The organism is Pontibaca methylaminivorans (genome assembly GCF_900156525.1).
Classification (GTDB): domain Bacteria; phylum Pseudomonadota; class Alphaproteobacteria; order Rhodobacterales; family Rhodobacteraceae; genus Pontibaca; species Pontibaca methylaminivorans.
In genome coordinates, this window is the sequence record NZ_FTPS01000001.1 from 1,230,528 (window position 1) to 1,244,708 (window position 14,181).

At 66.5% G+C, this 14,181-nt stretch carries 13 protein-coding genes; 6 read left to right on the forward strand and 7 right to left on the reverse strand.

The features are described 5' to 3' along the window. Positions 1–25: 25 nt before the first annotated feature. From smpB to B0B01_RS06095, 4 genes are all read right to left on the reverse strand, one after another. Positions 26–502: an SsrA-binding protein SmpB gene (smpB, locus tag B0B01_RS06080; protein ID WP_076648673.1), complete on the reverse strand. Its 477-nt coding sequence runs from the start codon at positions 500–502 to the stop codon at positions 26–28. 11 nt (positions 503–513) lie between these two features. Continuing rightward, positions 514–1,392, reverse strand: coding sequence for a 4-(cytidine 5'-diphospho)-2-C-methyl-D-erythritol kinase (locus tag B0B01_RS06085; protein WP_234967714.1), 879 nt, complete (start codon positions 1,390–1,392; stop codon positions 514–516). Beyond that, positions 1,367–3,220, reverse strand: coding sequence for a tetratricopeptide repeat protein (locus tag B0B01_RS06090; RefSeq protein WP_407675280.1), 1,854 nt, complete (start codon positions 3,218–3,220; stop codon positions 1,367–1,369). Before B0B01_RS06090 ends, B0B01_RS06085 begins: the two co-directional genes overlap by 26 nt. 99 nt (positions 3,221–3,319) lie before the next feature. Continuing rightward, positions 3,320–4,969: an electron transfer flavoprotein-ubiquinone oxidoreductase gene (locus B0B01_RS06095; protein ID WP_076648679.1), complete on the reverse strand. Its 1,650-nt coding sequence runs from the start codon at positions 4,967–4,969 to the stop codon at positions 3,320–3,322. Positions 4,970–5,232: 263 nt separating this feature from the next. Here B0B01_RS06095 and greA point away from each other — a divergent pair, with 263 nt between their 5' ends. Together greA and B0B01_RS06105 are read left to right on the forward strand one after the other, a co-directional pair. Next, positions 5,233–5,703, forward strand: coding sequence for a transcription elongation factor GreA (gene greA, locus B0B01_RS06100; RefSeq protein ID WP_076648681.1), 471 nt, complete (start codon positions 5,233–5,235; stop codon positions 5,701–5,703). Beyond that, a complete protein-coding gene (locus B0B01_RS06105) occupies positions 5,700–6,680 on the forward strand; it encodes a hypothetical protein (protein ID WP_234967715.1) in 981 nt (326 codons plus the stop codon). Before greA ends, B0B01_RS06105 begins: the two co-directional genes overlap by 4 nt. A 121-nt stretch (positions 6,681–6,801) precedes the next feature. On the opposite strand, the gene B0B01_RS06110 is transcribed toward B0B01_RS06105, so the two are convergent. Next, complete coding sequence (locus tag B0B01_RS06110) at positions 6,802–7,116, reverse strand: ETC complex I subunit (protein WP_076648683.1); 315 nt, start codon at positions 7,114–7,116, stop codon at positions 6,802–6,804. Between the two features lie 191 nt (positions 7,117–7,307). Between B0B01_RS06110 and uvrB the strand changes: the two genes are divergently transcribed. Then, a complete protein-coding gene (gene uvrB, locus B0B01_RS06115) occupies positions 7,308–9,506 on the forward strand; it encodes an excinuclease ABC subunit UvrB (protein ID WP_076648685.1) in 2,199 nt (732 codons plus the stop codon). A 23-nt stretch (positions 9,507–9,529) separates the two neighbouring features. Here the strand turns inward: uvrB and B0B01_RS06120 are convergent, their stop codons facing one another. Both B0B01_RS06120 and B0B01_RS06125 read right to left on the reverse strand, forming a co-directional pair. Continuing rightward, on the reverse strand, positions 9,530–10,324 hold the full coding sequence (locus B0B01_RS06120; protein ID WP_076648687.1) for an SseB family protein: 795 nt from the start codon (positions 10,322–10,324) through the stop codon (positions 9,530–9,532). Continuing rightward, positions 10,302–10,919 carry a uracil-DNA glycosylase family protein gene (locus B0B01_RS06125; protein ID WP_076648689.1) on the reverse strand — a complete coding sequence of 206 codons (618 nt, stop codon included), beginning with the start codon at positions 10,917–10,919 and terminating at the stop codon, positions 10,302–10,304. The genes B0B01_RS06120 and B0B01_RS06125 overlap by 23 nt, the downstream gene beginning before the upstream one ends. 220 nt (positions 10,920–11,139) lie before the next feature. Here B0B01_RS06125 and B0B01_RS06130 point away from each other — a divergent pair, with 220 nt between their 5' ends. From B0B01_RS06130 to kdsA, 3 genes are read left to right on the forward strand one after another with little or no spacing between them, the layout of a single operon-like run. Continuing rightward, positions 11,140–11,799: an ABC transporter ATP-binding protein gene (locus B0B01_RS06130; RefSeq protein ID WP_076648691.1), complete on the forward strand. Its 660-nt coding sequence runs from the start codon at positions 11,140–11,142 to the stop codon at positions 11,797–11,799. Next, the gene (locus B0B01_RS06135; RefSeq protein ID WP_076648693.1) at positions 11,777–13,342 is read left to right on the forward strand and encodes a KpsE/RkpR family capsule polysaccharide export protein; all 1,566 of its coding nucleotides are present in this window, start codon (positions 11,777–11,779) and stop codon (positions 13,340–13,342) included. Before B0B01_RS06130 ends, B0B01_RS06135 begins: the two co-directional genes overlap by 23 nt. Further along, positions 13,339–14,172 carry a 3-deoxy-8-phosphooctulonate synthase gene (gene kdsA / locus B0B01_RS06140; RefSeq protein ID WP_076648695.1) on the forward strand — a complete coding sequence of 278 codons (834 nt, stop codon included), beginning with the start codon at positions 13,339–13,341 and terminating at the stop codon, positions 14,170–14,172. Before B0B01_RS06135 ends, kdsA begins: the two co-directional genes overlap by 4 nt. Positions 14,173–14,181: the final 9 nt, after the last annotated feature.

Here is a 14,181-nt window from a genome sequence, read left to right on the forward strand (position 1 = left end):
TGGCGTTGCAACCCCGGCACCGGAATCAGCGGTTGTCCTTCATCAGGCGCTGCTTCTGCCGGGACCAGTCGCGGCGCGCCTCGGTCTCGCGCTTGTCATGCAGCTTCTTGCCCCGCGCGATGCCGATCTTCACCTTGGCGATGCCGCGGTGATTGAAATAGAGCACGAGCGGCACCAGCGTCATGCCCTTGCGCTGGGTGGCGTTCCACAGATGGGCAAGCTCGCGCCGCGACACCAGCAGCTTGCGCGGGCGGCGCTCGTCATGGCGGAAGGTGCGCGCCTGCTCGTAAGGCGCGATATGCGAGTTCACGAGCCACAGCTCGCCGTTTTCCACGGCCGCATAGCTTTCGGCGATATTGGCGCCGCGCGCGCGCAGGGATTTGACCTCGGACCCCTCGAGAATGATCCCGCATTCGAGATCCTCCTCGATCTGGTAATCGAAGCGCGCGCGCCGGTTCTCGGCAACGACCTTGTAATTCGGGTTCTGGTTCGCCTGGGCCATGCAGCGATCATCTAGGCGGTCGGTGGTTCCTGCACAAGGCGCGAGCTGTCGGCGCTCCCGAGCGTCACCGCATGTACCCACCAATCGGGGTTTTGCACCGCAAGCGTGCCAGCGGCCTGTTTCGCGGCCTCGTTTGTGGCAAAAAGCCCGAAACAGCTTGCCCCCGAGCCGCTCATCCGCGCCAGCAGGGCTCCATTCGCATCCAGCGCTGCAAGGCAATCACCGATCATCGGAACACGCGCACGCGCCGCCGGCTCGAGGTCGTTGCGCTGGTGACGCAGCCAGCGCGCGCAATCCTCGACCCCCGAAAAACCCGGCACCGGCCCGATCGGGGCAGCGAACGCCCCGGCGATCGCGCCGAACACGGTCGCCGTGGCAAGGCTGATCCCCGGGTTCACCAGCACCGCCGGCAGGGGCGGAATCCCGCCAAGCGGGACGATCCGTTCGCCGATCCCCGACATGCGCGCCGCCCGCGCCGCCATGCAGACCGGCAGATCCGCGCCGAGCGCCAGCGGATCGGGGTGCTGCATCCCCCAGTGCCCGAGCACGCGCAGCACCGCCGCCGCGTCCGTCGATCCGCCGCCAAGGCCGGCCCCGGCGGGAATGTGCTTTTCCAGCATGATCGCCACATCCCGCGCCCCGCTTTCCAACGCCGCGCGCAGGGCGAGATTATCCGGCCCGTCGGGAACCCCGCGCGCCTGCGGGCCGCTGACCTGGATACCGGCCCCGGCGCCGCGGCGCAGCACCAGCCGGTCGCCCATATCGGCAAAGACCACGAGCGAATCGAGCAGGTGATAGCCATCCGCCTGCCGCCCCGTCACATGTAGCGCAAGATTGACCTTGGCCGGGGCAAAGGCGCGGAGTTCACTCCCCGCCATTGCCCGTGTCATCGCCTATGTCATCATCCGTGTCATCGCCCGAATTGCCGCCCGACGGGGACTCGTCCGGCTGGATATCGCCGGGGCGATCGCCGGAATGCAGCGGCGGCGCGCCCTCCTCGGCCAGCACCGCATCCAGCCCGGCCTCGAGCTTGCGGCGAATGCGGTCCGGGTCGATGTCGGAATCGCTCGTTTCCTCCTCGGAAGCGGTGGCGTAGTAGGAGAGCGCCCGCTTCCACTGAAAGCGGGCCTCGCGCGTGCGCCCGACCGCCCAGTAGACATCGCCCAGATGGTCGTTCACCACCGGATCGACCGGCATGAGCCGCACCGCTTTTTCCATGTGGCCGACCGATTCGTCATAGCGGCCAAGGCGGAACAGCGCCCAGCCGAGCGAATCGACGATATAGCCGCTGTCCGGCTCGGCCTCGACCGCGCGTTCGATCATCTCGAGCGCCTCGTCGAGGTGCTCTTTCTGCTCCACCAGCGAATAGCCGAGATAGTTCAGCACCTGCGGCTGGTCCGGCTGCAGTTCCAGCGCATGGCGGAAATCCGCCTCGGCCTCGTCCCAGTGCTTCAGCCGCTCATGGGCGATGCCACGGGCATAATAAAGGAACCAGAGGTCGCGCGAATCCTCGTTGGTGTGGGTGATCGCCCGGTCATAGGCGGCCACGGCCTCTTCCCAGTTTTCCTGCCGCCGTTCGAGATCGCCAAGCGCCGACTGCACCGAACCGAGAGCAGGATACCGCTCGGCCAGCGCCTTGAGCACATCGAGCGCCTCGTCCAGCCGGTCGGCCCGGCGCAGCGAATCGGCGCGCCCGAGTTCGGCGGCGAAATGGCTCGGGTCCTCGGTCGGCACGCGGGAAAAGCTTTCCTCGGCCAGGTCGTATTGCCCGAGCCGGTCCAGCAGATCCGCGGTCATGAGCAGCGCATCCACGTTGCCCGGGCGCAGGAACGCAGCCATCCGCGCATAGATCAGCGTATAGGCATCGGCCGTATCTCCGGCGAGCGCCTGCGCAAAGGTCAGGAACACCTCGGCCATGCCGTCCTCGACCGAGCGCACATGGCTGAACGGAACCTGTTCGCCGGATTCGAGCCGCGACGCCAGATTCGCCAGCGCGGGGTCGAGTTCGCTGCCGAAGGCGTCGTGGATCAGCGCAAGCGCCTCTTCGTTGCGTTCAAGCTGGGAAAGGATCTCGGCCCTTGCCATGGTGGCGCGGCGCGACACCTGCCCGAGCGCCCCTTCATCGGCCGAGAACAGCGCCTCCGCCCCCTCGAAATCCCCGACCGAGGCCAGCGCCATCGCCTTGTGATAAAGCGCGATCCCGCGCAGGCCCTTCTGCTTCGCGACCCGGTCGAACTGTTCCAGCGCCTGCGCGACCGAGCCGGCACCCATATGCGCCCAGGCGTTGATCAGCCCGTCGATCAGCGGCCCGATGCCGTATTCGCGCCCCGAACGTTCAAGCAATGCATCGTAATTTCCGCTCGCGATCAGGTGCCCGGCCACCACCATATGCGCGCCCTGGCTCGGGATGCCGAGTTTTTCCATCCGCTGCGCAAGCGGCAGCGCCTCTTCGACCGCGCCCAGCGAAAGCTGCGAAAGGACCAGGTTTTCCATCAGTTCGGGATTGTCGCTGTCGCCGGCCAGCGCGCGCTTGTAATAACGCGCCGCCGCCGCGAAATCGCTGCCGATGACCGCCTGGCGCGCCGCCAGATAGGCGCCCGCATCCTCGTCGATGCCGGGCGCGGGTCCCGGGGCACCGTCCTGCGCGCCGGCGGGAAGCGCGAGCGCGACCGCCGCTGCGACAAGAACCGCCCGTGAAAAACTGATGCGCGCCAATATCCCGCCTCGTCCCGTGATTTGCGCCACAAGCTATGGTGTCCGCCGGGGGGGCGCAATGGCGCAACCGCGAATGCCGGCGCGCTGCGCGACGGGTTGCGATCACATGTTCGGGTAGTTCGGCCCGTCGCCCCCCTGCGGCGTGGTCCAGTTGATGTTCTGCGGCGGATCCTTGATATCGCAGGTCTTGCAGTGCACGCAGTTCTGGAAATTGATCACGAAGCGCGGCTCCTGCCCCTCTTCCTGCACGAATTCATAGACGCCCGCCGGGCAGTAACGCTGCGACGGCCCGGCATATTTCGCCAGCCCCACCGTCACCGGCACAGCGGGATCCTTCAGCTTCAGATGCGAGGGCTGGTTCTCGTCATGGTTGGTAAACGAAAACGCGACGTTGGTCAGGCGGTCGAACGACAGCTTGCCGTCGGGTCTGGGATAGGCGATCGGCTTGTGCCGGTCGGCCGGTTCGGTGGCTTCGGCGTCGGTCTTGCCATGGCTCATGGTGCCGAAGAACGTCATGTTCGCGGTGTTCATCCACATGTCGAGCCCGCCGAGCGCGAGGCTCGGGAGCAGGCCCCATTTCGACCACATCGGCTTGACGTTGCGCACCTTGCGCAGATCCCGGCCGATCGGGCCGCTGCGCACGTCGGTCTCGTAATCCGCAAGCTCGTCGCCGGCGCGCCCGGCCCGGATCGCGGCATGGGCCGCTTCGGCGGCGGCCTTGCCGGAAAGCATGGCGTTGTGATTGCCCTTGATGCGGGGAACGTTCACCATACCGACCGAACAGCCGAGCAGCGCAACACCCGGCGCCACCATTTTCGGCATCGACTGGAACCCGCCTTCCGAGATCGCGCGCGCCCCGTATGCCACGCGCTTTCCGCCCTTCAGCAGGTCAGCCACCATCGGATGATGCTTGAAGCGCTGGAATTCCATATAGGGATACAGATAGGGGTTGGCATAGTTCAGGTGCACGACGAAGCCGATGAACAGCTGATTGTCCGAGGCATGATAGATGAAGGAACCGCCGCCGGCGTTGCGGCCAAGCGGCCAGCCCATGGTGTGGGTGATCGTGCCCTCGCGGTGCTTTTCGGGGTCGATCTCCCAGATTTCCTTCATGCCGATGCCGTATTTCTGCGGCTCCTTGCCGGCGGAAAGATCGTAACGCGCGATCACCTGTTTCGACAGCGACCCGCGCACCCCTTCGGCCAGAAAGACATATTTGCCGAGCAGTTCCATCCCCGGCTCGTAATTCGGCCCCGGGGTGCCGTCCTGCGCGCGGCCGAATTCGCCCGCGACCACGCCGCGCACCTCGCCGTTTTCGCCATGCACCAGTTCCGAACAGGCCATGCCGGGGAAGATTTCAACGCCGAGTTCCTCGGCCTGCTGCGCCATCCAGCGGCAGACATTGCCCATGGAGACGACATAGTTGCCGTGGTTGTTCATGAGCGGGGGCATCGGCCAGTTCGGCACCCGCATCTGCCCCGCCTCGCCCAGGATATAGAAGTTGTCCTTGCGCACCGGCACATCGAGCGGCGCCCCGCGCTCTTTCCAGTCGGGGATCAGCGCGTCGAGCCCGCAGGGATCGAGCACCGCGCCGGACAGGATATGCGCGCCGACCTCGCTGCCCTTTTCCAGCACCACGACCTCGAGATCCGCATCGAGTTGCTTGAGCCGGATCGCCGCGGCAAGCCCGGCCGGGCCGGCACCGACGATGACCACGTCATATTCCATGGATTCGCGTTCGATCTCGGCCATGGCAGCCTCCCCCAAGAAAACTCTTCGCGCTTGGCTAAACCACGCGCCCCTGCAATGCAATCTTCAGGACCGGAAAGCGCGTGCTCCGACTCTCCGCATGCCCGCGCCGCGCCCGGCGGACTGCGCTTTCCTGCCGCAAGCCGCCGGAAGCCTTGCAATCGGCCGGAGCTTTGAGTCAGGTATTACCCAAACCAGCGACTGCAACGCCGGAATCATGCCGCCGGGCGGCATGGCCGGCTTCCGTCATTCATGGACCAGGATAAATGGAAAAGATTCCGATGACACCCCGGGGGCACTCCGCCCTCGAAAAAGAATTGAAACAGCTCAAATCGGTCGAGCGGCCGGCGATCATCTCCGCCATCGCCGAGGCGCGCGAACATGGCGACCTGTCGGAAAACGCCGAATATCACTCGGCGCGGGAAAAGCAGTCCTTCATCGAGGGGCGCATCAAGGAACTCGAGGGCGTGCTCGCTCTGGCCGAGGTGATCGACCCCGCGAAGCTTTCCGGCGCGATCAAGTTCGGGGCCCGCGTCACCGTGGCGGACGAGGACACCGACGAGGAAAAGACCTGGCAGATCGTCGGCGAACACGAGGCCGATATTGAAAACGGCATGCTGAACATCATGTCTCCGATCGCCCGGGCCCTGATCGGCAAGGAAGAAGGCGACAGCGTCGAGGTGCGCACCCCCGGGGGCGAGCGCTCCTATGAAATTCTGAGGATCGACTATTCGTGATCGAACACAAGCCCGACCCGACCGCACCCGGAGCGCCCTTCCGCCAGCCGGCAGCGCCGCCGCCCCTGCTCGGGGTCGGGCGCGGGGCGCTCGGGCTCGGGCTGCTCTGGCTGTTGGTGGCCGGGCTGTTCCTGCTGTTCGCCCCTTCCGGTGAGGGCGCGGAGCGCGGATTCGACGGGCTGCGCTTTCTTTCCGGGGTGGTCGGGCTGTTCGTGCCGGTGGCGGTGATCCTGCTCGGCGCGGCGTTGCGCCACGACATCCGCGGGTTGCGCGACGACAACGCCCGGCTTGCCGAGATGATCGAGCGGCAGCGCGCGGCCAGCCCGGCGCAGCAGAGGTCCGCGCCGCGCTCCACCGCCGCTGCTCCTGCCCATCCGGCCCCGGCCGCCCGGCCGGCCAGCTTTTCCAGCAGCAGACGCGCCCCGTCCGCAGCGCAGTCAGCGCCGCCGCGCAACACCGATCAGGAGGCGCTTCCGCTCAGCGCCGGTCAGGGCACATCCGGCCCGCCGCTGGCCCGGGCCGAATTCATCCGGGCGCTCAATTTCCCCGATACGGCCGATGATGCCGAAGGGTTCGCCGTGCTGCGCCGGGCGATGCGCGACCGCGCCTCGGCGCAGATGATCCAGGCCAGCCAGGATGTCCTGACCCTGCTGAGCCAGAGCGGGATCTACATGGACGACCTGGCCCCCGACCGCGCGCGCCCCGAGGTCTGGCGCCAGTTCGCGCAAGGGATACGCGGGCGTGCCATTGCGCCGATGGGCGGCATCCGCGACCGCGAGAGCCTGGCCGAAATCGCCGAGCGCATGAAACAGGACGCGATCTTCCGCGACGCGGTGCATCATTTCCTGCGTCTTTTCGACCGCAGCTTTGCCGCCTTCGAACAGGAAGCGGATGATGCGGACATTTCGGCGCTGAGCGATACGCGGACCGCACGGGCCTTCATGCTGCTCGGGCGGGTGGTCGGCACCTTCGACTGATTCGGCACGCGCGGGCGGCCCGGCCTCCGGGCACGGTGCCGCATGCGGACAGGGCCCGCCACCGATCAGCCGCAGGGAACCGGGCGCGCGGAAACCGCCGCCGATTCAGTGAATTGCCGATTCAGTGGGTCCAGGTGCTGCCGCGCCGGTTGCTTGCGAAATTCTCGCCATAGCCGGCCGGGCGGACGACGAAGCCGCGCTTTTTCGGCTCCAGAACCTGCGCGTCGATCCCCTTGGCGGCGGCGTATTCCTCGGCCGCCTCGCGGGTCGGAAAGCGCAGCCGCACCTGGCTCTGGGTATCGTCCGACGAGGTCCAGCCCATCAGCGGGTCGATGCGGCGCGCATCATTGGGCGCGAATTCCAGCACCCAGTCACGGGTCTTGGCCATGCCAGACGACATGGCGGTCTTGGCGGGTCTGTAGATCCGGGCACGCATGTTCAACGCTCCATATCCTAGGCAAGTCTCGTGACCTGTCCGATATATCGGAAATTTCGCCGCAGGGAACAAGGCGCGAAATGGGCCGGGACGTTTTTGCAGCAGCCCCTGACCTTGCGTTTCCGCGCGCCGGGGCCTTGACTGGCGGCGACAAGTGATCACCTGCGATCCAGCAGCAGTGGAGCCCGTCGATGCCCTATGTCCATTCCGATACCGCCACCATGAGCGAGGAAATCCCCGACACGCCCCGGGTCAAGCCCAAGCTCGAAGGCGGCAGGCGGCTGGTCATGCGCAGCGAATTCAGCGCCGCCGGCGACCAGCCGGCCGCCATTGCCGAACTGACACAGGGCATCGACACGGGCGAGCGCAACCAGGTGCTGCTTGGTGCGACCGGCACCGGCAAGACCTTTACCATGGCGCGAATCATCGAGGAAACCCAGCGCCCGGCGATCATCCTTGCCCCGAACAAGACGCTCGCAGCGCAGCTTTACGGTGAATTCCGCAACTTCTTTCCCGACAACGCGGTCGAATATTTCGTGAGCTTCTACGATTATTACCAGCCCGAAGCCTATGTGCCGCGCTCGGACACCTATATCGAGAAGGAATCCGAGATCAACGACCAGATCGACCGCATGCGCCACTCGGCCACGCGGGCGCTGCTGGAGCGCGACGACGTGATCATCGTCGCCTCGGTCTCCTGCATCTACGGCATCGGCAGCGTGGAAACCTACGGCGCCATGACGCAGGATCTGGTGGTGGGCGAATCCTATGACCAGCGGCAGGTGATCGCGAATCTGGTCGCGCAGCAATACAAGCGCAACGATCAGGCATTCCAGCGCGGCACCTTCCGTGTGCGCGGCGACAGCCTGGAAATCTTTCCCGCCCACCTCGAGGACCGCGCCTGGCGGCTTTCGTTCTTCGGCGAGGAACTGGAAAGCATCACCGAATTCGACCCCCTGACCGGCGAGCGCACCGACCGGTTCGAGCAGATCCGCGTCTATGCCAATTCGCACTATGTCACGCCCAAGCCCACCATGCGGCAGGCGATCAAAAGCATCCGCGAGGAACTGAAACAGCGCCTGCGGCAGTTCAGCGACGAGGGCAAGCTGCTCGAGGCGCAGCGGCTGGAACAGCGCACGAATTTCGATCTCGAGATGCTCGAGGCAACCGGCGTCTGCAACGGGATCGAGAACTATTCCCGCTATCTGACCGGGCGCGCACCGGGCGAACCGCCGCCCACCCTGTTCGAGTTCATCCCCGACAACGCCATCGTCTTTGCCGACGAAAGCCACGTCAGCGTGCCCCAGATCGGCGGCATGTATCGCGGCGACTACAAGCGCAAGTTCACCCTGTCGGAACACGGCTTCCGCCTGCCCTCCTGTATGGACAACCGCCCGCTCAAGTTCGAGGAATGGGACGCCATGCGGCCGCAATCGGTGTTCGTCTCGGCCACCCCCGGCAAGTGGGAGCTCGACCAGACCGGCGGCGTCTTTACCGAACAGGTGATCCGCCCGACCGGGCTTCTGGATCCGCAGGTCGAGGTGCGCCCGGTGACGACGCAGGTCGATGACCTGCTGGATGAAATCCGCCGGGTCAGCGCCGGGGGCTATCGCACGCTCGTGACCACCCTGACCAAGCGCATGGCCGAGGATCTGACCGAATACCTGCACGAACAGGGCATCCGCGTGCGCTACATGCACAGCGACATCGACACGCTGGAACGCATCGAGATCCTGCGCGATCTGCGGCTCGGGGCCTTCGACGTGCTGATCGGCATCAACCTGCTGCGCGAGGGGCTCGACATCCCGGAATGCGGGCTCGTGGCGATCCTGGACGCCGACAAGGAAGGCTTCCTGCGCTCGGAAACCTCGCTGATCCAGACCATCGGCCGCGCGGCAAGGAACGCCGAGGGGCGCGTCATCATGTATGGCGACCGCACCACCGGCAGCATGGAACGCGCGCTGGCCGAGACCGAGCGGCGCCGCCAGAAGCAGATCGCCTATAACGACGAGCACGGCATCACGCCCGAAACCATCCGCAAGAATGTCGATGACATCATGCAGGGGCTCTATCGGGGCGACGTGGACATGAACCGCGTTACCGCGAAGATCGACAAACCCATGGCCGGGGCGAATCTGGCCGCGGTGCTGGACGGGATGCGGACCGAGATGCTGAAGGCGGCCGAGAACCTCGAATTCGAAGAGGCCGCGCGGCTGCGTGACGAGATCAGGCGGCTCGAGGCGGTGGATCTCGCGGTGGCGGACGACCCGCTTGCGCGCCAGCAGGCGGTCGCCCAGGCCGGCGAGGAAGCCACGCGCGGGCGCGGGCGCTCGACCGCCGGGCGGCCGGGGCAGCACGGGGGCAATGTGGCGCGGCGCAAACGGTCCTGATCGCCCCTTCCGCTTTTAGGCCCTCAGCGCAGGATCGGCGGGCGCGCGGGATCGCGCCCCGGTGCGGCCGGGGATTTGTCGTGACCGTCCTGCGGCGGCTCGGGCAGGTCGATCCGCAAGCCCTGCGCGGCCAGCCGCTCGACCAGCGGATCGCCACCCGCAAGGAATGCGACGTCGAGCGCCCCCGCCTTCAGCCCGGAAAAGACCAGCGCCTCGTTCAGCGCCTGCGCAAGCGCGGTCTCGGCCCCCTTCTGCGCATCAATGATGGCCAGCATATGGCCGCGCCGCCCGGCCTCGTCGGTGGTGCCGACCAGATAGGCCCGCCGCGCCCGCCCCGCCATGAGCGCAAGCTTGGCATCGAGCGCATGCAGCAGCGCCTCGGGCAGGCCCGCGGGCGGCGACACGGCCGCGATCTGCGCCTCGACCCGGGCCGGCCCCTGCGCAAGGATGGTTTCCAGCCAGGTCACCGCCTCGGGACCGAGCAGGATCGACGAGGGCGCGACCTCCAGGTTGACCGCCATCCCGAGATCCCGCCCCGAGAGCATCCCGACCAGCACGCGCCCCGACATTGCCGCATAGGGCACGGCGCGGCCGGCAAACCGCGACAATCTTTCCTCGCGGTCGAAAACCAGCACGAAACGCCCGGCCGCGAGATCGAAGATCTCGGGTGACACCGAATCCCCGGCCGGTTCGGCGGCCAGCATCAGGAACAGTTCGTTGTCGCAGAGCCGCGCGAAAAAGCGCAGCCGCGCCGCATCGTCGTCGGGGCTTGCCTCCATCGCCGCATGGGCGCGGTCAAGCGCGGTGGTCTCGTTCATCCAGAACCTCGCGGACACGGGAGCGCAGCACCGGCAGAAGGTCGGTCTCGAACCAGGGGTTCTTCTTCAGCCAGGCGGTATTGCGCCATGAAGGGTGCGGCAGCGGAAAGATGCGCGGCGCGTGGTCGCGCCAGTTCGACACGGTTTCGGTCAACGACCCCCTGGCGTCAAGATGCCAGCGCTGGGCATAGCTGCCGATCGCCACGATCAGCCGCAGATCGGTGAGTTCGGCCATCACGTCGCGGTGCCATGTCCCGGCACAGACCGGCGGCGGCGGCAGGTCCGAGCTCTTGTCGTTGTAGCCCGGAAAGCAGAAGGCCATGGGCACGATGGCCACCCGGTCGATGTCATAGAACTCGGCATCGGTCATGCCCAGCCATTCGCGCAGCCGCACGCCCGAGCGGTCGTTGAACGGCTTGCCCGTGTCGTGCACGCGGATGCCGGGCGCCTGCCCGGCGATCAGGACGCGCGCGCCGGGGCGAAACCAGACCACCGGGCGGGGCGCGTGATGCGTGGCGGTGGCGGCAAAGCGTTCGGCACAGATGCGACAGGCGCGGATGCGTTCGACAAGCGGCGGTTTCGGGGGCTGGAACATGCGCCCTATCTAGGTCGCCACCGCGTCCCGCGCCAGTGTCGCACCAGTGCCGCGCCCGCATGTCGCGGGTGGAAGGCGGGCACTTTCGCCACCCGGCGGCAACGCATCCGCGCGGCTTTCCATCTGCAGCGAAACTCGGCTATGAAAACTGCGCCCCCTGCTGTTAAAGGGGCGGGCCACCAGTGCTGGCATGGTTTTACGAGTTTCCGCCCGTCGCGCGATGATAGAGTTTGAAAACGTCAGCAAATCGTTCTGGACCGGAACGCGCCACAAGGTGATCCTTGACCGCGTGTCGTTCCGCGTCGAACTCGGCAATTCGCTGGGCATCCTCGCGCCGAACGGGACCGGCAAGACCACCCTCATCAACATGATGGCCGGACTCGAAAAGCCTGACGAGGGCGAAATCCGGCGTAGCTGCAACGTGTCGTTTCCGCTCGGCTTCCGCGGCGGGGTGGTGACCCGCATCTCGGCGGTGGAAAACAGCCGCTATATCGCGCGGCTTTACGGGCTCGACCCCGATTATGTCGAAGCCTACTGCCGCTGGCTCTGCAACCTCGACGAATATTTCGATCAGCCGGTGGGCACTTATTCCTCGGGGATGCGGGCGCGGTTTTCCTTTGCGCTGATGCTTGCGCTCGATTTCGACATCTACTTGATCGACGAGGGCATGCCGGGCACCACCGACGCCGAATTCAACCGCAAGGCATCCGCCATCCTCGCGGAACGGCTGCGCACCACCACCATCGTGATCGTCTCGCACCAGGCCGAGATACTGAAGAAATACGCCCGCTCCGCCGCCGTGCTGATGGATGGGCAGTTGCACATGTTCGACACTCTGGAAGAGGCGAAACGGCTTTATGACTATGAAACCCAGGGTTAGAAAATTCCGCATCCGGCGCAGCGGCACCGGCGCGGACACGGCCACCCCGTCGGAAGCCGCCGAAAGCGCCGCCGCCGTCCTGGCCGAGATCGAGGCGCTGCGCAACGAGGGGCTGACCACCCGGCAATTGCGCATGGCGCGGCGGGTGGCCGAGCGGCACGGGATCACGGCGGCCTCGGACCTGGATGCGGTGCGGCTTCTGCGCCGTCAGGGCATCGACCCCTTCGCCCAGTCGAACATGCTGGAACTGATCGCGCCGGGGCGCGGCGGCGATGGTCACGACGACAGGCCGTCGGGGGCCGGCCTTCCGGTCCGCAGCGGGGGCCATGATGCCGGGGCGCTCGCCCGGCGGGAGCGCGGCCCCGAACCGTCCGCCGGGGATGGCTCGCCTGCGGCCCGGATCCGCGAAATCTCGGAAATCCAGCGCGACATCGCCCGCCGGCGCCAGCGGCGCCTGCGCGCGCTCGCCGCCCGGCTCGGGGTCTTCGTCGCCCTGCCGACCTTTCTTGTCGGGCTTTATTTCCATGTTTTCGCGACCCCGATGTATGCGACGAAATCCGAATTCCTGATCCTTCAGGCGGACAATGCCGGCGGCGAAGGCATCGGCGGGCTGCTGCGCGGCACGCAATTCGCGACCAGCGCCGATTCGATCGCGGTGCAATCCTACCTGCAATCCAAGGATGCGATGCTGCGGCTCGACCGCGATGCGGGGTTCAAGGCGCATTTTGCGCAGGAACAGGTCGATCCGGTGCAGCGGCTTGGTGCGGGCGCCTCGAACGAAGAGGCCTACCGGCTGTATTCCCGCTACGTGAAGATCGGCTTCGACCCCACCGAGGGCGTGATCCGCATGGAGGTCACCGCCGCCGACCCTGCCGCCAGCACGGATTTCTCGGAGCGGCTGATTTCCTATGCCGAGGAACGCGTGAACGCCATGAGCCAGCAGAAGCGGGGCGACCAGATGCAGGATGCGCTGGACAGCTTCGAACAGGCACAGGCCGAGCGGCGCACCGCGCAGGAAGAACTGGTCCGGTTGCAGATGGAGGGCTCGATCCTCGACCCCGAGGGGGTGATCACCGGGCTGCGCGCCCAGATCAACGAGGTCGAGACCATGCTGCGCGAACGCGAACTTCAGGTGGCCTCGCTGCTTGACAATCCACGTCCGAACGAGGCCCGGCTCGCCGGCGCGCAGGGCGACGTGCGCCGCCTGCGCGAGACGCTCGAACAGTTGAACGCGCGGATGGTGGACGCGAGCAAGGGCGAAAACTCCCTCGCGCAGCTCACGGTGCGGCTGCAGATGGCGCAGGCCGATCTTGCCGCCCGCGACATGGTGCTGCAATCGGCGCTGCAGCAGGTCGAACAGACCCGGATGGAAGCCAACCGGCAGGTGCGCTATCTGACCACCTCGGTGCGTCCGGTGCCAAGCGAAGATCCGACCTATCCGCGCAAGTTCGAAGGTACTATACTGGCATTTCTCATTTTTGCCGGGATTTATCTGATGATCTCGCTGACCGCTTCCATCCTGCGCGAACAGGTGACCTCTTGATTCAAGTCGAACTCGACGGGCTGCGCATCGGCAACGACCAGCCCCTGACCATCATCGCCGGCCCCTGCCAGCTGGAAAGCGCCGCCCATGCCCGGATGATCGCCGAACGGCTCCGGGATGCCTGCGCGGCGGCCGGGGCGCAGTTCATCTTCAAGGCCAGTTTCGACAAGGCGAACCGCACCTCGCTCAGCGGCCGGCGCGGTCCGGGGATGGAGGCGGGGCTCGAGATGCTGGCCGAGGTGAAGCGCGCCGTCGGCGTGCCGGTGCTGACCGATGTGCATGACATCGCCCAATGCGCGCCCGTGGCGGCGGTCTGCGACGTGCTGCAGATCCCGGCGCTGCTCTGCCGTCAGACCGACCTGATCCTTGCCGCCGCCGAAACCGGCGCCGCGATCAACGTCAAGAAGGGCCAGTTCCTCGCGCCCTGGGACATGGCGAATGTGGTCGCCAAGATCGAAAGCGCCGGCAACCGCCGCATCCTGCTGACCGAACGCGGCACGACGTTCGGCTATAACGCCCTTGTCGCCGACATGCGCGCCCTGCCGCAGATGGCGCAGACCGGCTATCCGGTGGTGATGGACGCCACCCATTCGGTGCAGCAGCCGGCGGCGCTTGGCGGATCGACCGGCGGGCAGCGGGAATTCGCCCCGGTCATGGCCCGCGCCGCCGTGGCGGTGGGCGTGGCGGCGGTGTTCATGGAAACGCATGAGGATCCCGACAATGCGCCCTCGGACGGGCCGAACATGATTCATCTCGACCGGATGCCGGGGCTGATCCGCACCCTGATGAAATTCGACCAGCTCGCCAAGGCCGAGCCGATCCCGTTCTGAATCCCGTCA